The organism is Microbacterium sp. ABR10 (assembly GCF_057812175.1).
Genome location: NZ_CM173821.1, coordinates 2,128,060 through 2,144,543, shown reverse-complemented (window position 1 = coordinate 2,144,543; position 16,484 = coordinate 2,128,060). Strand labels below are relative to the sequence as shown.

The 16,484-nt window shown below is 70.0% G+C and carries 14 protein-coding genes and 2 riboswitches; of the genes, 6 read left to right on the top strand and 8 right to left on the bottom strand.

The window, feature by feature from the left end:
• Complete coding sequence (locus tag ACXKZF_RS09945) at positions 1-549, bottom strand: type 1 glutamine amidotransferase domain-containing protein (protein WP_243223231.1); 549 nt, start codon at positions 547-549, stop codon at positions 1-3.
• A gap of 318 nt (positions 550-867) precedes the next feature.
• Between ACXKZF_RS09945 and ACXKZF_RS09940 the strand changes: the two genes are divergently transcribed.
• Positions 868-1,005, top strand: coding sequence for a hypothetical protein (locus ACXKZF_RS09940; protein ID WP_156459144.1), 138 nt, complete (start codon positions 868-870; stop codon positions 1,003-1,005).
• Between the two features lie 325 nt (positions 1,006-1,330).
• Here the strand turns inward: ACXKZF_RS09940 and ACXKZF_RS09935 are convergent, their stop codons facing one another.
• Positions 1,331-2,812, bottom strand: a complete 1,482-nt coding sequence (locus ACXKZF_RS09935; RefSeq protein ID WP_488984105.1) for an MDR family MFS transporter — start codon at positions 2,810-2,812, stop codon at positions 1,331-1,333.
• 205 nt (positions 2,813-3,017) lie between these two features.
• Here ACXKZF_RS09935 and ACXKZF_RS09930 point away from each other — a divergent pair, with 205 nt between their 5' ends.
• Complete coding sequence (locus tag ACXKZF_RS09930; RefSeq protein WP_488984104.1) at positions 3,018-4,961, top strand: ABC transporter ATP-binding protein; 1,944 nt, start codon at positions 3,018-3,020, stop codon at positions 4,959-4,961.
• 159 nt (positions 4,962-5,120) lie between these two features.
• On the opposite strand, the gene ACXKZF_RS09925 is transcribed toward ACXKZF_RS09930, so the two are convergent.
• Genes ACXKZF_RS09925 through ACXKZF_RS09900 form a run of 6 tightly spaced genes read right to left on the bottom strand, consistent with a single transcriptional unit; the run spans position 5,121 to position 11,691 of the window.
• Positions 5,121-6,017 (bottom strand): glycosyltransferase family 2 protein, encoded by an 897-nt coding sequence (locus tag ACXKZF_RS09925; protein ID WP_488984103.1) that lies wholly within the window; start codon positions 6,015-6,017, stop codon positions 5,121-5,123.
• Positions 6,014-7,144, bottom strand: a complete 1,131-nt coding sequence (locus tag ACXKZF_RS09920; RefSeq protein WP_488984102.1) for a cysteine desulfurase family protein — start codon at positions 7,142-7,144, stop codon at positions 6,014-6,016. The genes ACXKZF_RS09925 and ACXKZF_RS09920 overlap by 4 nt, the downstream gene beginning before the upstream one ends.
• Positions 7,141-7,998 carry a carboxylating nicotinate-nucleotide diphosphorylase gene (gene nadC / locus ACXKZF_RS09915; protein ID WP_488984101.1) on the bottom strand — a complete coding sequence of 286 codons (858 nt, stop codon included), beginning with the start codon at positions 7,996-7,998 and terminating at the stop codon, positions 7,141-7,143. Before nadC ends, ACXKZF_RS09920 begins: the two co-directional genes overlap by 4 nt.
• Positions 7,992-9,626 (bottom strand): L-aspartate oxidase, encoded by a 1,635-nt coding sequence (gene nadB, locus ACXKZF_RS09910; RefSeq protein WP_488984100.1) that lies wholly within the window; start codon positions 9,624-9,626, stop codon positions 7,992-7,994. Before nadB ends, nadC begins: the two co-directional genes overlap by 7 nt.
• Positions 9,623-10,954, bottom strand: a complete 1,332-nt coding sequence (gene nadA / locus ACXKZF_RS09905) for a quinolinate synthase NadA (RefSeq protein WP_488984099.1) — start codon at positions 10,952-10,954, stop codon at positions 9,623-9,625. Before nadA ends, nadB begins: the two co-directional genes overlap by 4 nt.
• 11 nt (positions 10,955-10,965) lie before the next feature.
• Positions 10,966-11,691, bottom strand: a complete 726-nt coding sequence (locus tag ACXKZF_RS09900) for an NUDIX hydrolase (RefSeq protein ID WP_243223238.1) — start codon at positions 11,689-11,691, stop codon at positions 10,966-10,968.
• A 527-nt stretch (positions 11,692-12,218) separates the two neighbouring features.
• On the opposite strand from ACXKZF_RS09900, the gene ACXKZF_RS09895 reads away from it, so the two are divergent.
• The 4 genes from ACXKZF_RS09895 to ACXKZF_RS09880 all read left to right on the top strand — a co-directional run bounded on the left by ACXKZF_RS09895 (position 12,219) and on the right by ACXKZF_RS09880 (position 16,165).
• The gene (locus ACXKZF_RS09895; RefSeq protein WP_488984098.1) at positions 12,219-13,394 is read left to right on the top strand and encodes a MarP family serine protease; all 1,176 of its coding nucleotides are present in this window, start codon (positions 12,219-12,221) and stop codon (positions 13,392-13,394) included.
• A 217-nt stretch (positions 13,395-13,611) separates the two neighbouring features.
• On the top strand, positions 13,612-13,950 hold the full coding sequence (locus ACXKZF_RS09890) for a hypothetical protein (protein WP_488984097.1): 339 nt from the start codon (positions 13,612-13,614) through the stop codon (positions 13,948-13,950).
• Positions 13,951-13,961: 11 nt separating this feature from the next.
• On the top strand, positions 13,962-15,674 hold the full coding sequence (locus tag ACXKZF_RS09885) for a hypothetical protein (RefSeq protein WP_488984096.1): 1,713 nt from the start codon (positions 13,962-13,964) through the stop codon (positions 15,672-15,674).
• Between the two features lie 23 nt (positions 15,675-15,697).
• Positions 15,698-16,165, top strand: coding sequence for a hypothetical protein (locus ACXKZF_RS09880; protein ID WP_488984095.1), 468 nt, complete (start codon positions 15,698-15,700; stop codon positions 16,163-16,165).
• 90 nt (positions 16,166-16,255) lie between these two features.
• Positions 16,256-16,350, top strand: a riboswitch (glycine riboswitch).
• Positions 16,351-16,462, top strand: a riboswitch (glycine riboswitch).
• The last annotated feature ends 22 nt before the right edge of the window (positions 16,463-16,484 follow it).

Genomic DNA, 16,484 nt, shown 5'->3' with positions numbered 1-16,484 from the left:
TCAGGCCGTCTGGCCGGAGTGCTTACCCTCGGCGACCTCTTCGACGAGCTTCGCGTTGAAGGCGGGCAGGTCATCGGGGTTGCGGCTCGACACGAGCCCCTGATCGACGTGCACCTCTTCATCGACCCACGTCGCACCGGCGTTACGCAGGTCGGTCTGCAGTGTCGGGTAGCTCGTGAGCGTGCGGCCCTCGAGCACGTCGGCCTCGGTCAGGATCCACCCTCCGTGGCAGATGACCGCGACGGGCTTGTGCTGATCGAAGAAGTCGCGGGTGAACGACACGGCATCCTTGACGATGCGGATGTCGTCGGCGTTCTGCACGCCTCCGGGCAGGACCAGGGCATCGAAGTCGCCGGCCGACGCGCCCGACACCGCGAGGTCGACCTTCTGCTCGTGGCCCTTCTCGCCGCTGATGCTGCCCTCGTTCGGCGAGACCAGCACGGCTTCGGCGCCGGCGGAGGTCACGGCCTCCCACGGGCTGGTGAGCTCGCTGTCTTCGAATCCGTCTGTGGCCAGGAAGGCGATGCGCTTGCCGCTGAGATCGGTCATGGTTCGACTCTCTCTTTCTCGATCGGGGGTCGTTGCCACGCTAGGAATGGGCGTCGCACCCGAGGCGGGGGTTGCGGATGCCGGGCGAGGAGGGTAATCCCGTCGCGCTCCGGGGGCGTCTGAGACGTGAGCCCGCCAAGGCGACCCGTCGCGCGCGGTGGGGCGCGTCCGAGGTGCGGATGGTCGGCGCTGCGCCGTCGCGAGCAGAGCGGCGGCGTCCGAGGTGCGGATGGTCGACGCGGCGCCGTCGTGCGCGGCCCAGATGCGCCGACGGCGCACGCGGCCCCGTCGCTCGCGCACGGGCGTAGCATGGGGCGCATGTCCGGTGACACGATGTCTGACGCGAAGCCCGCTGAGAAGCCGCTGATCACGCTGCTGAACGCTCCCGCCGAGGAGGCGGACGACGCCGCGCGGCCCGCATCGCAGTGCTGCGGCGGCGGTTCCTGCTCGCTTTGAGCCTTTCGCTCGCGGCATCTTGATCCGGGTCTGACCGGTCGGGGTCTGCTCTTGCACCAGTACATCACCGTTGCGCGCGCTACTCGCGGTTCGGGGACGCTTGGTGCTGCCGTTGCGTCGCCTGGGCCGTGACGGATCTGAAGGCGGTCGCTGAACCGTGAAACCGCGGACGGGACCGGCCGGCCCGAGGCGTTACGTCAGGCTGCGATGACGCCGCGTCGGCCGCGTCTGGACGACCCCGTGCCGCCCGCGTGAGAGCGCCGGCGATGGTTCTCCCATGTCGCACGCGTCAGTGCGCCGGCGGTGAGCTTCCGCGCCGCCCGCGTCAGTGCGTCAGCGGTGCTGCCCCCTCGAGCTGGTCGGCGGGCTTGCGGATGAGGAACGCGCCGACGATGAGCGGCAGCGAGATGATCGCCGCGATCAGGAACGCCATGCGCGTGCCGGCGGCATCCGCTTCGAGTCCCGTGCCCGTCGAGGCCGACACCGACGACATGATCGTGACGAGCAGTGCGATGCCCGCAGCTCCTGCGACCTGCTGCACGGTGCCGACGATGGCCGAACCGTACGAATAGAACCGGGGCTCGAGCGAGCCGAGGGACGCCGTGAACAGCGGCGTGAACGACAGGGCGAGACCGAGCATCATCACCGTCTGCACGACGATGAGGAGCGGGAACGACGTGTCGGTTCCGAGGGTCGTGTAGAACCACAGGGTCGCGCTGACGATGATCGCGCCGGGGACCAGCAGGATCTGCGTGCCGAACCGGTCGTAGATACGGCCGATCACGGGGCCGGCGAGACCCATCGCGAGCGAACCCGGCAGCACGGCGAGTCCGGTCTCGAGCGGTGTTTTCTCGAGAACCGTCTGCAGGTACAGCGGCAACAGCGTGATCGCGCCGAAGAAGGCCAGTGACATCACGCCCAACTGGGCCACCGACAGGGTGAAGTTGCGGGAGCGGAAGACACGCAGGTCGAGCAGCGCCGAGTCGGTGCGCTGCAGACGCAACTGTCGCCAGACGAACGAGGCGAGGCCGATGATGCCGATGGCCAGCGACACGACCAGGGTGATGACCGACGCATCGGCGGCTCCGGCGTCACCGCCGTGTCCGCCGCCGATCTGGCTGAGGCCGAACACGAGACCACCGAAGCCGAACGCCGAGAGGATGACGCTGGTCACGTCGATGGGGGCGTTGCGGGTCTCGCCGAGATTGTGGATCCACCGCGCACCGACGAAGAGCGCCACGAGGGCGATGGGCAGCACGATGCCGAAGATCCAGTGCCAGCCCAGCGACTGGAGGACGAGTCCCGACATGGTCGGGCCGATGGCGGGCGCGAGTGCCATGACGATGCTGACGCGACCCATCATGCGGCCGCGCTGGGCGGGCGGCACGATCGTCATGATCGTCGTCATCAGCAGCGGCATCATGATCGCGGTACCGGATGCCTGGATGACGCGGGCCACGACGAGCACTTCGAATCCGGGGGCGAGGAAGGCGACCAGGGTGCCCGCCGAGAACAGCGACATCGCGGTGACGAACACTTGGCGCGTGGTGAAGCGCTGGAGAAGGAATCCGGTGATCGGGATGACGACGGCCATAGTCAGCATGAACGCGGTGGTCAGCCACTGGGCGGCGACGGCGGTGATGCCGAGGTCGCGGATCAGGAACGGAATCGCGACGTTCATCGTCGTCTCGTTCAGGATCGCGACGAAGGCGGCGGTGAGCAGCAGCCAGATGACGCGGCTCTGCTCGGCCGTGACGCCCGAGGAAGTCTGAGGCGGAGCGGAGGATACGGTGCCGGTGGCGGCCATGACGAGGTCCTATTCGTACGGGGGCTTCGTGGCGCCACGGGGGTGACTGCGATGAGCGACAACGGAGCCGGACGCCGAGATATTCCGACGTCGAGAGAAAAACCTGGGGGAGGGATGCCGCATAGGGCGAGGCCCGAGTCTAGCGGGCACCTCCGACATCGGTCAGGCGGAGCCGGTGTCGGCGGTCGGACGTAGGCTGGCCCGCATGAACCCGGGTGGTGTGGGCGGAAGCATGTTCCGCGGCGTCGACGCCGACATGCAGCGCCGTCGGAACGCCCAGGCGCCGCGCGTCGCCGACCTGGGCCGCCGCGTCGTCGAGCTGTTCCGGCCCTACCGGTGGCGGATCGCCTTCACCGCCGTTCTCGTCGTGGTGGGCGCCGCTGTGGCCGTCATCCCGCCGCTGCTCGTGCAGCGGATCTTCGACGACGCGCTGTTCCCGGTCGATGGATCGAGCCCCGACCTCGGGTTGCTGGCAGAGCTCGTCAGCGTGATGATCGTGCTCTTCCTGCTCTCGGCCGGGCTGAACGTCGGGCAGACCTGGCTCACGGCCACGGTGGGCAACCGCGTCACGGGTGATCTGCGCACGCGTCTGTTCGACCACCTCCAGTCGATGGAGCTCGGCTTCTTCACGCGCACGAAGACGGGTGTCATCCAATCGCGTCTCCAGAACGACGTCGGCGGTGTCTCGGGCGTTCTCACGAACACCGTCACCAGCATCCTGGGCAACGCCGTGACCGTGATCGCATCGCTGGTCGCGATGATCCTGATCGACTGGCGGCTGACCTTGATCGCCGTCGCCCTCATGCCGTTCCTGATCTTCGTGCAGCGGCGGGTCGGCCAGGTGCGGGCGCGCATCGCGGGCGAGACGCAAGAGAGCCTGTCGGAGCTCTCGGCCATCACGCAAGAGACGCTGAGTGTGTCGGGAATCCTGCTGTCGAAGTCCTTCAACCGCCAGCGGACCGAATCGGCGCGTTTCGATGCCGAGAACGACAACCAGGTGCATCTGCAGGTGCGTCGGGCGATGAGCGGTCAGGGCTTCTTCGCCGTCGTCCAGGTGATCATGTCGAGCGTGCCGGCGATCATCTACCTTGTCTCCGGCTACCTCATCGGCGGGGGTGCCGGGGCGATCACTGCGGGTACGATCGTCGCCTTCACCACGGTGCAGGCGCGCCTGCTCATGCCGCTCTTGGGGCTCATGCGCGTCGCGCTCGACGTGCAGACTTCGTCGGCGCTGTTCGCCCGCATCTTCGAGTACCTCGACCTGAAGCCGGCGATCGTCGATGTGCCCGACGCGCCCCCCGTGTCGGCGGCACCCGGACCGCTGGGCCGCATCGAGTTCCGTGATGTGGAGTTCCGCTATCCCGACGCTCCGGCGCACACGCGTCCCACGCTCGACGCGGTGTCGTTCACGGTCGAGCCCGGGCAGCACGTCGCGTTCGTCGGGCCGTCGGGCGCGGGTAAGACGACCATCCTCTACCTGACGCCGCGCATGTACGAGGCGTCCGGCGGCGCGGTGATGTTCTCGGGCGCCGACGTGCGTACCCTCGACCGTGCTTCGATCGTCGACGAGATCGGCATCGTTTCGCAAGAGACATATCTCTTCCACGCCACCGTGCGCGAGAACCTGCGCTATGCGCGACCGGATGCGACCGACGACGAGATCGTGGCCGCCTGCCGCGCCGCGAACATCCACCACGTGATCGCGTCGTTCGAGGCTGGCTACGACACCGTCGTCGGTGAGCGCGGGTACCGCCTGTCGGGCGGCGAGAAGCAGCGCATCGCCATCGCGCGCGTGCTGCTGAAGGACCCGCCGGTGCTCCTGCTCGACGAGGCGACGAGCGCCCTCGACACCGTGTCGGAACGCATCGTGCAGGAAGCTCTCGAGACCGCCTCGCACGGACGCACGACGCTGTCGATCGCGCACCGACTGTCGACGGTGATCGGTGCCGACCGCATCCACGTCGTCGACGCCGGACGCATCGTCGAGTCGGGCACGCACAGCGAGTTGCTCGCCGCGGGCGGCCTCTACGCGAGCCTCGCGGCCGAGCAACTCGCCGCCTCTTTCGTGCTCGCGGAGGAGCAGCAGGATGCAGCGGGTCTCGCACACGCCGCGCTGCCCGCCCGCCGCGCCGATGAGCCGCCGGCCTAGCGCCCGACTGGCACGGGCACGAGGCTGAGTCGGGCTCGGTCGCCTCGCTTGCGCCGGCAGCATCCTGGCGCAGAGCGACGACACCGAGCCCGTGGAGGGTCTGGGCGTGCGGATGACAGTGGCTCCGATGGGCTCTCCCGCCTCGCCTGCCGGGCCGGCTCAGGCCGGCAGCGTCTCCACGAACGCCTCCAGCGCCACCCGGTACGCCGGGTCGGCGTGCGTCTCGCCGATGCGCAGCAGCGGGGGAAGGTCGAGCGTACGGATGAGCGACGCGCGTTCCCGCACCGCCGCGTCGGCCCCGGCTGCCCGGAGCAGGGCGATGCCCTCGCCGAGTGCGTCGAGGTAATCGCGCAGCACGTCGAGCTCGCCGAGGCGCTGGGTGATCGAGCCGCCGTCACGGCGCTGCCGCCACTCGACGACCACATCGGGCATCACGTCGAACGTCTCGGCGAGCGTGTACATGCGCTGCGCGAGCACTTGATCCTCGTAGTAGCGCCCCTCGGGGAAACGCAGGTCGTGCGTGCGCCAGAAGACCGTGCGGCTGACCTTCGACCACGCGACGATGTTCCCGGATGCCGCGGGATGGGCCGCGAGGGTCGTCCCCTCCCGCGTCGGGTCGGTGGCCGCGGCGACCCACGGCTGCACGTCGCCGGCCGTGTAGCCGTGGCCCTCGGCATCCGGTCGCAGACGAACGTATGCGCCCACGACGAAATCGCTGCCCGTGCGTTCGAGGGTGTCGGTGAGGCGCGTCAGCGCGTCGGGCAGCATCCGGTCGTCAGCGTCGAGGAATGCCGTGTACGGGGTGTCGACGAGGGTGAGTCCGGTGTTGCGCGCAGCGCCGAGGCCGCGCTGCCGGTCGTGTCGGACGAAACGGAACCGCGGGTCGGTGGCGGCGGCGTCGGCGAAGATGCGGGTCGTGTCGTCGGTGGAGGCATCGTCGACCAGGACGGCGGTCCAGTGATCGTGGGTCTGCGCGCGCAGGGAGTCGAGCGCCTCCGCGGCGTACGCGGCGACGTCGAAGCCGGGAACGATGACGGTGACGGCGCGGGAGCTCACCCGCGCGATCCTATGGCCGAAACAGCATCGGCGACCGCATCGGCCACCGCTTCCAAGGATGTCGTGAGCGCGTGCGGCAGAGTGAAGCGCACGGCGGTCCGTGCGTCGTCGTGTGCAACGCCGAGCGCCGTGAGCACGTGCGAGGCCTCGTCGCTGCCGGCGGCGCACGCGGATCCGCTGGAGGAGACGATCCCGCGGCGCTCGAGCTCGAGCAGCACCGTCTCGCCGTTGGTGCCCGGGAAGACGAAACTCGCCGTACCCGGCAACCGCCGGGCGGGGTGTCCGGTCAGCCGGGCGCCGGGAACGAGGGCGAGCACCCGGGCGATGAAGGCGTCGCGGAGAGCCGACAGCCTCGCGACCTCGTCGAGACGCTCCGCCTCCGCGAGTTCGAGCGCTCGGGCGATGGCCACCGCTCCGGCGACGTCGGGAGTGCCCGAGCGGCGCCCGCGCTCCTGTCCGCCGCCGTGCAGGAGCGGCTCGAACGGCAGCCGGCCCCGGACGGCCAGGATGCCGGTGCCCTTGGGGGCCGCGATCTTGTGACCGGCCACGGTCACGGCATCCGCTCCGAGCCCGGCGAGGGGCAGCCACCCGGCGGCTTGGACGGCGTCGAGGTGCAGCGGCACGCCGCGGGCGTGGGCGACGGCCGTGAGGGCGGCGGCATCCTGGATCGTGCCGACCTCGTTGTTGGCGTAACCGATGCTGACCAACGCCGTATCATCGCGGAGCGCTGCGTCCAGGACCTCGGGCGTGAGGATGCCCGTCGCGTCGACCGGCGCGTGGGTGACCTCGACCCCGTGCAGGCGCGCGAGGTAATCGGCCGAGGCGAGCACCGATTCGTGCTCGATCGCGGTCGTGACGAGGTGTCGGCGCCCGGATCCCAGAACGAGGCCCTTGATCGCGGCGTTGTTCGACTCGGTGCCGCCGGAGGTGAACATGACATCGCCGGCGCGCATGCCGAGCACGGCGGCGACGCGGCGGCGGGCATCGTCGAGCGCGGACGCCGCGGCCCCGCCCACCTCGTGCTGGCTCGACGGGTTGCCGAAGAACCGCGTGAGGTAGGGAGCCATCGCCTCGAGCACCTCCGGGCGCACGGGGGTGGTCGCGGCGTTGTCGAGGTAGAGCGTCACGCCGTCTCGATGCGGATGTCCAGACCCAGATCCAGAGACGGAGCCGAGTGGGTGAGGGCGCCGACCGAGATGACGTCGACCCCGGTCTCGGCGATCGCGCGCACGGTTTCGAGGGTCACTCCGCCCGAGGCTTCGATCTGGGCGGCTCCGGCGATGCGGGCGACCCCCACCCGCAGGTCGTCGAGCGAGAAGTTGTCGAGCATGATCGTGCCCACGCCCGCGGCGAGCACCGCGTCGATCTGGTCGAGACGATCCACCTCCACCTCGACGTGCGTGGTGTGCGGGAGCCGGGCGATCGCGCTCTCGAGAGCCTGTGTCACCGACATCCCGTTCGCCGTCAGCACGGCGAGGTGGTTGTCTTTCGCCATCACGGCGTCCGAGAGTGAGAAGCGATGGTTGTGGCCGCCGCCGTCGCGTACCGCCTGACGCTCGATCGCACGCAGGCCCGGAGTGGTCTTGCGGGTGTCGACGATGCGGGCGCCCGTGTGCGCGACCTCGGCCACGTACCGGCTGGTCAGCGTTGCGATCCCCGACATGCGCTGCACGAAGTTGAGACCGATCCGCTCGGCGGTCAGCACCGCTCGCGCGGGACCGGTGACCACCGCGAGCGTGTCGCCCGACGAGAAGTGCTGCCCGTCGGCGACCCGCTGCTCGATCACGACGGACGAATCGGTGAGCGTGAAGGCCGCAGCGAACACGGCGGCGCCGGAGAAGACCCCGTCGACGCGCGCGACGAGCGCTGCTCGCGCGGTCGCATCGGCGGGGATGAGCGTGTCGCTGGTGAGGTCGCCCCAGGGTGCATCTTCTTCGAGGGCGGCCGAGACGACGCGATCGATGGCGGTACGGGTCAGCATGCGAGGACCTCCTGGGTGAGGGGAGCGGATGCCGCGTCGTCGCGCGCGGCGGCGGACGAGCGGGCGCGGTGGGGCGTCGAGACGGCCGCGCCGGTCGCACCCACGGCGCGGGCTGCCTCCCTCATCGTCGTGTCACCCGTGGCGAGGAGGACCGGGATCCCGGCATCCGGGGCATCCGACCGGTAGTGCGCCCCGACCGATCCGGTGCGCGCCCGGGCGGCGGCGACGACGTGGCGGGCGACGAGGAGCAGATTGGCGTCTTCGACCGACCGCGGAGAGGGGTCGGCGCTCCACGCGGCGAGGATGCCGGCCGCACGTTCCAGACCGGCGGCGGCGCGGACGAGGCCGGCCTCTGCCCACATCACCCGCTGCAGCTCGGTGCGCGAGAAGGGCGGGGCACCCGCGGACGGGCGCGGCTTCGGCGGCGGCCCGGCGGCTTCGGGCCCCGCTGGCGGAGGAGCCGGCCACTCGAGGCCCCGAGCCACGGCATCCCCCGCGCGTGCACCGAAAACGGCCCCCTCGAGCAGCGAATTGGATGCCAGGCGGTTCGCACCGTGCACGCCCGTGCGGGCCGCCTCGCCCACCGCGTACAGCCCCGGTACCGTCGTGCGCCCGTCGAGGTCGGTCACGATGCCGCCCATCAGGTAGTGCGCCGCGGGGGTGACCGGTATCGGATCCACGGCCCAGTCCAGACCCCGCTCGCGCACGGCGGCGTCGATGGTGGGGAAGCGCTGCGCGAGACGCTCGGCTCCCAGCGCCGTGGCATCCAGACGCACCGGGCGGCCGTTCTGGGCGGCCATCGCGCGGGCGTTCGCACGGGCGACGACATCGCGCGGCGCGAGCTCGCCGTCGGGGTGGGCGTCGAAGCAGAAGCGGCGTCCGGCATCGTCGATGAGGGTCGCGCCCTCCCCGCGCACGGCCTCGGAGACGAGGAAGGGCGCGCCCGCGGCGAGGGCCGTGGGGTGGAACTGCACGAACTCGAGGTCGGCGACCTCAGCCCCCGCGCGCAGGGCGGCCGCTATTCCGTCGCCGGTCGCGCCGAGAGGGTTGGTGGTGTGCGCGTAGAGCTGGCCCGCGCCGCCCGTCGCGAGGATCACCGCGTCGGCGTCGATGCGCTCGCCGCCGTCGAGCTCGACGCCGACGACGCGCCCGCCGCGCAGCACGAGGTCGCGCAACAGCGCCTGCTCGCGCACACCTAGTCCGGCGGAACGTACGGCGGCGCCGAGCGCCGCCTGGATCTCTGCCCCGGTCGCGTCACCGCCGGCGTGCAGCACCCGCGGCATCGCGTGCGCCGCCTCGAGCCCGCGGGCGAAGTCGCCGTCGGGCGTGCGGTCGAAGTCGACGCCGCGCGCCACGAGTTCGGCGATGAGCGCGGGGCCCTCACCGACCAGCACGTCCACCGCGGCGGGATCGTTCAGACCCGCGCCGGCGGTTCGCGTGTCGGCCGCGTGCGAGGCGACACTGTCGGCGGGGTGGGTGACGGCGGCCACGCCGCCCTGCGCCCAGCGCGTGTTCGTCTCGGACAGCTCGCCCTTCGTCACGATCGTGACGCGGCATCCGTTCTCCGCCGCGTGCAACGCCGCCGTGAGGCCGGCGATGCCGCTGCCCACCACGACGACGGCGGTCATTTCACCGCACCGCTGGGCTTGGCCGCGAGCATGCGTTCGAGGGCGAGCGTGGCGGGGGCGGCGACGTCGCCCGGGACCGTGATGCGGTTGACGATCTCGCCCGCGACGAGCGACTCCAGGACCCATGCGAGGTAGCCGGGGTGGATACGGTACATCGTCGAGCAGGGGCAGACCACGGGGTCGAGGCAGAAGATCTCGTGCTGCGGGTACTGGGCCGCCAGGCGCTGCACGAGGTTGACCTCGGTGCCGATCGCGAAGGTCGTGGGTTCGATCGCTGAGGCGATCGCCTTGCGGATGAGGTCGGTGGACCCCGCTTCGTCAGCGGCATCCACCACGTCCATGGGGCACTCGGGGTGCACGATCACGCGGACGCCGGGGTGCTCGGCACGCGCCTTATCGATCTGGTCGACGGTGAACCGGCGGTGCACCGAGCAGAATCCGTGCCAGAGGATGACGCGGCTGTCCTGCACCTGCTCGGCGGTCGAGCCGCCGAGGGCCTTTCGCGGGTTCCACATCGGCATCTGCTCGAGCGGCACGCCCATCGCCTTGGCGGTGTTGCGGCCCAAGTGCTGGTCGGGGAAGAACAGCACGCGACGCCCGCGCGCGAACGCCCACTCGAGCACCGTCCGGGCGTTGGAGGAGGTGCAGACGATGCCGCCGTGTCGGCCCACGAAGCCTTTGATGGCGGCGGAGGAGTTCATGTACGTCACCGGGATGACGGGTACGAGGCCGTCGGCATCCGGGGTGTCGAGGTCGCCGAGCACGTCTTCGAGCTGCTCCCAGCACTCCTCCACCTGATCGATGTCGGCCATGTCGGCCATCGAGCACCCGGCGGCGAGGTTCGGCAGGATGACGGCCTGCTCGGATGTCGACAGCAGGTCGGCGGTCTCTGCCATGAAGTGCACGCCGCAGAAGACGATCGCCTCGGCCTCGGGGTGCTCGAGTGCCGCATTGGCGAGCTGGAACGAGTCGCCGACGTAATCGGCGTGCCGCACCACCTCTTCGCGCTGGTAGAAGTGCCCGAGCACGACGACGCGGTCGCCGAGCGTCTGTTTCGCCGCACGGATCCGCGCATGGAGCTCGTCGTCGGACGCGTCGCGGTACCGCTGCGGCAGCTCTCCCTGGCGCGGCGCACCCGTGGGGATGACGTCGCCCATCGACGAGCCGGGGCCGTACCCGGGGCGCGTGTCGAAGTCCCACGGGCCGACGGCGAGGTCGGTGGTGCACGTGGCGTCGATCGACGCGCCGGAGACGATCGCCTGGATCGCGTGATCGACGCTCGGGTCGATCGCGGGGCGGGGCTGCAGGGTGAGGTGTGTGGCGGCCATGGGCGTTCCGATCAGTGACGGGTGGGGAGCGGGCCGCGGTCGGCGAGCTCCACATCGCGGTTGTAGCGGTACAGACGGGCGGGGCGGTGGCTTCCGGTGCGGAAGCGCTCGGTGGGGATGAGGGTGTCGGACGTGTCGACCTGGCGGCGGAAGTTCGCCGGGTCGAGACGCTTGCCGAGGATCGTCTCGTTGACCTCGCGGAGGTCGGCCAGCGTGAACTCGTCGGGCAGCAGACCGTGTGCGATGCGGCTGTAGCCGACCTTGTTGCGCAGGCGCCACAGCGTGTACTCGACGATGTCGTCGTGGTCGAAGGCCAGGGGCGGCAGGTCGGTGGCGTCGAACCACTCGACGTTCTCGGGGGCGTCTCCGCCCCGCGCGTGAGCGGCGACCTGTGCGTCGACTTCGTCTGAGCGCAGCAGCGCCCAGTAGACGATCGACACGACGCGCGTGGGAGAGCGGTCGACGGCTCCGAAGGCGTAGAGCTGCTCGAGATAGCTCGGCGTCAGTCCGGTGGTCTCAGCAAGGGTTCGGGATGCCGCGACGTCGAGCCCCTCGGCCGCGTCGAGCCAGCCGCCGGGCAGCGCCCACCTGCCGGCGAAGGGGTCGCGGGTGCGGCGGACGAGGGGGAGTGAGAGCACCGGTTCGTCGTGCTCGTCGCGGCGCACGCTGAAGATCACGGTCGACACCGCGACGCGCACGTCGGCATCACGGGTCTCGGGGGCGGGGGTTCTTGTCATGGTGACCATATCTCCGCGTCCGATCTTAGTGTCATCTCGACCCGAAGGGCGAATCAGCGTTGCAGCGTGGGAGTCGGGGGTGGGGCCCTGGGCGGTCTGAGCGGGGCGGGCGGGTTGTGGGGTGGCGCGGGCGGGTGGGGCGCGACCTGCACATTGGGGCGGGTGGCGTCCGCCCCCGTACCCAGAATGTGCCCCGAACTGCAGCGGGATGGAGGGCCTGCGAGCTGGGGTGGGCGGTCGGGGCACGATATGTGCACCGGGGCGGGGGACGTCCGCCCCACTGCACGAATCGCGCCCCGGACCTCGACGGGGCGGGGTCGGCGGGGTACGCGGGGGCTTCCCCGCGTGTGGGGCGCTATTCGCGCGTTCGGGGCGCGATCCGCCCGGCCCCAACTTGCCAAACCCGCCCCAAGCCCGAGCGTCAGCCCGACGCGGCGTCGGAGTCGGGGACTTCACTAGCCCCGGTCGCGTCGAAAGGGTTCTCTCAGACGCGCGGCCTAGCGTAGAAGTCGGATTGGGGAGGTCGGATGCCGATCATCGACATCGTTCTGATCGCCCTGCTGGTGATCGCGCTCATCACGGGCCTGGCACGGGGATTCCTCGCGACCATCGGCTTCTTCGCCGGTCTCGCCGTCGGCGCCGTGGCCGCGTACTGGGCGACGCCGTTCGTGGGGCAGTGGGTCACCTCGCCGTCCTGGCGCGGGCCGGCGATGATCCTCGCCGGCATCCTGCTCCTGCTCATCGGGTCGGGTCTCGGCACCGCCGTGGGCGGCTTCATCCGTCGAGGTGCCGATCGCATCAAGCTCCGGGTGCCCGAACGTCTCCTCGGTGGAGTGGTAAACGTCGCCGCCGCGGCGCTCGCCATCTCGTTCGCCGCCGGGTCGCTGACGCCGGTGGGGGTGCCGGTCGTGTCGGCAGCGCTCGGTTCCTCGACCGTCGTGCGAACGATCGACGACCTGACTCCGGCGCCGGTACGCGGCGCGCTCGCCGAGCTTCGCGGGACCGTCTTCGCCGAGGGCATCCCTCGCCTGGGGCAGCTCATCCAGATCGGCCCCGTGCCGAGCGCCCCCGCGGTCGCGCTCGACGATCCGGCCCTGACTCAGGCGGCGCAGTCGGTCGCCCGCATCTCGGGCACCGCGTACGCGTGCGGTGTGACATCGAGCGGGTCGGGGTTCGTCGTGGCCGCCGACCGCATGATGACGAATGCCCACGTGGTCGCCGGTGTCGACACCCCGGTCGTGGAGCTTCCCGGACGCCCTGCCCGCGAAGGACGCGTCGTGTACTTCGACCCCATCGACGACATCGCCGTGGTCGCCGTCGATGGTCTGGATGCCGCGGCCCTCCCGGTCGTATCGACGCTCGACGTCGGCTCTTCGGCCGTGGTGCAGGGATACCCCGGTGGAGGACCCTTCACCTCAGGCAGCGCCCAGGTGCTATCGGAGGGAACGGTTCCCGTCCCCGACATCTACGACGGGTCATCGTCGCCGCGCGACATCTACGCGCTCGCCGCGATCGTCCGCCCCGGCAACTCCGGCGGACCGCTTCTCACCACGGGTGGTGAGGTCGGCGGGATCGTGTTCGCCCGCTCCGACACCGACGACAACGTCGGGTACGCCATGACGCCGGTCGAGCTCGGGCCGGTCATGGCGCAGATCGACGCGCTGACGGTGCCGGTGGCATCCGGGAGCTGCACGCGGGGCTGAACCCGGCAGCCGAGCGCCCCGCAATGGGAGTGCGTCTGCCCGGTCTGCCCGGTGAACCGGACGGCGGGGACAGCCGCGGGGACTGAGCGCGGCCGCCGCGCGCTCAGCGATGTGGGCCTGAGCCGCGTGGCCGGGGCGCGGACGGCACGAGGGTTCACCCCGCGCAGCCTGTGGAGAACTTTCGAGGCCGTCGGACGCATTTCTCTAAGGTCGCCGCATGGCTGACCGATACGCGATCGACGTGAACGGCTTCCTCGACCTGGCGGCGCGGACGGCACGGCGTCTCGACTCCCTCGCCGAGGTTGTTTTCGGCGTGATGTTCGTCGCGGACGACATGCGGGATGCCGTGGCTCTCGCGCCGGATCTTGCTCGCGCCTTCGCTAGAGCGGTAGACCCCTGGGTGGAGCGCGCGACGGCGCTGGCGGAGCACGGGGGAGCGGTTCTGTGGGCTGCTGAGCGCGCTGTCGTCGAATACTGCCGAGCGGATGCCGCAATGGCCGTCGACACCGATCGCGCCGCTGATTCGCGCGGGCACGGACGCTGGACGGTCTCGTGAGTCAACAGAGCGTGGACGTACCGTCCCTACCCGCTCGCTCCGACGAGCTGGAGCATGCTGCCCATCGCCTGCGCGATCGCGCGGCCGCGGTCGCATCGACGGCCTACGAGGTCGTCTCGGAGTGGCGTGACCTGGCTGCGCTCTATGACGCTCCCGAGGCCGCGGAGCTCACGGAGAGGATGAACAGCCTGTCGGCGGGCGGGAGGCAGACGAGTGAGGCATTTGCGCGAGTGGGTGCGGTGCTGGGTGAACTCGCCGACGCGCTCGCGATTCTCGAATGGAGGCGTTCTCTGCTCGTCGACGAAGCTGCTGCAACCGCTCTGGCGACGGGGGGCCCGGCGCCAGGTCACGCCGACGTCGAGTCGGCCATCTCCCGCCTGCGGTCCGACGTCGCCGCCGTCATCGACGACACGTGCCGCGACCTCGCCGGGATCGCCGAGCCGCCCCCGCTGCCCCTCGCGGCGACCGGAGCGGGATCGCCGCCGATCGGACCGCGGATCACCCGGCAGATGCGTACCGAAGCGGTAGCCGTCGAGACGATGCTCGCACCGCTGGTCGAGATCGCCCGAGGCGGAGCCGGACGGATGAGGCAGATCCTCGCCGATCATCCCGACTGGGTGGAGCGGCTCCGTCGGCGTCCCCCCGCACCGGAGACGGTGAAGGCCTGGTGGGACGCGCTGCCGCCCGGGCGGCAGACGGCGCTGATCAATGGAGCTCCCGAGGCGATGGGGGCGCTCGGAGGCGTGCCGCCGCTTGCCCGCGTCGCGGCGAACCGCGTCGTGGCGCGTGATCGGATCGTGCTCGTCGACAGGGACATCGCGCATTACGAATCGCTCTTGAAGGAGGGCGCGATGGCGACCTTGCGAGCGGAGCGGCAGAGTGCGCTCGACCGCCTCACCGCCGAACGCGGCTACCTGGACCGCATCGTGGCCGGAGACGTGCAGCTTGTGCTCTACCAACCGGAGGAGAACCGCATCGCCGAGATGATCGGGACGCCGGGTCCAGGAACACAGCGGGTGCTGACGTACGTGCCGGGGACGTTCACGTCGGTGCGGAGCTTCTATGGGGGTGAGGCCCAGGACCTCGCACTCTGGATGACCGAACAGGACGAGCGGGTCGTTGCTTTCGTCTGGAAGGGCACCGACTTTCCCGGCGACGACGAGCGTGCGGGTCTTGCTGACCAGTCGGTCGGGATAGACGAGGCCAACGATCAGGCTCGGGCTCTCCCGGCGGGCGAAGATCTCACACGATTCGTGACCGAGATGCGGACCGACTCCGATATCGCCGCCGCGCGCCAGATCGGGGCTGGCTACAGTTGGGGGCTCGTTCCGGTGACGAGTTCGGAGCTTGCCGGTACGCACTACGACTCGGTGCACTCTTTCGCCGGGGCGTGGGTTCCGGAAGGGTGGAGTGCGCGTCCGCACACGACGTACTTCCACTGGAGCTACACCGACTTCCTGTCGATGGCGCAAGATCTGGGGTGGGTGGGGGATGGTCGGAATCCTGATGTGGTGCCTGGCTTCGAGATACGCATCTACGACCGGCCGGGCGATTACTCGATCCCCCTCGGCGGCGAGCTTGCTCCGTTTTTGGATCCAGACGGCCCATCCCTGAAGGTCTCCTCCGCTCCGTTCGAGAACCACCAGCTAATCGTGTCTAGCCGACCAGAGAACCGTCTCGCGCTGGACGACATTCGCGATGCACTTTTGGAGGACAAGAAGTGAAGGTCAGTCGGTTCATTCCTGTAGTGGCGTTTCTCCTGGCGACTCTCTCCGGATGCGCTCTGGGAGGGAACGACATCGATCCGGATCTGGCATTGCCGGAAGCCAAAGTTCGCACTCAGTCAGTCGAGCGTGATATCGCCGAAGCACTACCGGACGATCTTGTTGTCGCCATTCATCAGAACGAGACGGGATCTTTCCTCGCCTGCTCGCGAGACGGCGGCGAACAGTGGGCGGGCGGACTCACCGTCCGTGTGCAGGCTGGCGCTTCGGCGCAGCGACTACTCGATCCCATAGAACAGCGGTACACGGACGCAGAGGACATGGCCATTGCCAGATGGGACAGCGACGGGGACTCGATCGTGGAGATCTCGGGTCTCCATCTCTCGTCTTGGATCGTCCGATACGACCCTGGTCGCGAAGAGGTCCATGTGTCGTCATTTTCTCCGTGTATCCGCCTCCCCGAGGACATCTGGCGTGGCGACACGTATTGAGCGCACGACCTCACTCACTTCCGGACATCACCGGGGCTGTACCCCGCACCCCACTCCGATAAGCTGACCCCACAAGTCCACACCGGCCCCATGATCGATGCGGGAGAGCTCCGGCGCACGCAGCCGGGCACCGAAGGAGCAAGCCTCCCCGCCAATCTCTCAGGTACGCGTACCGCGTCGATCGGGCCACTCTGGAAAGTGATCCGGGTGCACTGCGCCGGATCCGCCGACGGTGAAAGCCCGCGTCTCGTACGACGCCGCGGGCGAAACTCTCAGGCCCATGACAGAGGGGGAGTTCTTCAGGCGCTGACCGGCGTCT

What these genes read in the sequence shown, in the direction of transcription:
- ACXKZF_RS09945 (WP_243223231.1), bottom strand. Translation starts at nt 549, where the DNA reads ATGACCGATCTCAGCGGCAAGCGCATCGCCTTCCTGGCCACAGACGGA.
- ACXKZF_RS09940 (WP_156459144.1), top strand. Translation starts at nt 868, where the DNA reads ATGTCCGGTGACACGATGTCTGACGCGAAGCCCGCTGAGAAGCCGCTG.
- ACXKZF_RS09935 (WP_488984105.1), bottom strand. Translation starts at nt 2,812, where the DNA reads ATGGCCGCCACCGGCACCGTATCCTCCGCTCCGCCTCAGACTTCCTCG.
- ACXKZF_RS09930 (WP_488984104.1), top strand. Translation starts at nt 3,018, where the DNA reads ATGAACCCGGGTGGTGTGGGCGGAAGCATGTTCCGCGGCGTCGACGCC.
- nadC (WP_488984101.1), bottom strand. Translation starts at nt 7,998, where the DNA reads ATGCTGACCCGTACCGCCATCGATCGCGTCGTCTCGGCCGCCCTCGAA.
- nadB (WP_488984100.1), bottom strand. Translation starts at nt 9,626, where the DNA reads ATGACCGCCGTCGTCGTGGTGGGCAGCGGCATCGCCGGCCTCACGGCG.
- nadA (WP_488984099.1), bottom strand. Translation starts at nt 10,954, where the DNA reads ATGGCCGCCACACACCTCACCCTGCAGCCCCGCCCCGCGATCGACCCG.
- ACXKZF_RS09900 (WP_243223238.1), bottom strand. Translation starts at nt 11,691, where the DNA reads ATGACAAGAACCCCCGCCCCCGAGACCCGTGATGCCGACGTGCGCGTC.
- ACXKZF_RS09895 (WP_488984098.1), top strand. Translation starts at nt 12,219, where the DNA reads ATGCCGATCATCGACATCGTTCTGATCGCCCTGCTGGTGATCGCGCTC.
- ACXKZF_RS09890 (WP_488984097.1), top strand. Translation starts at nt 13,612, where the DNA reads ATGGCTGACCGATACGCGATCGACGTGAACGGCTTCCTCGACCTGGCG.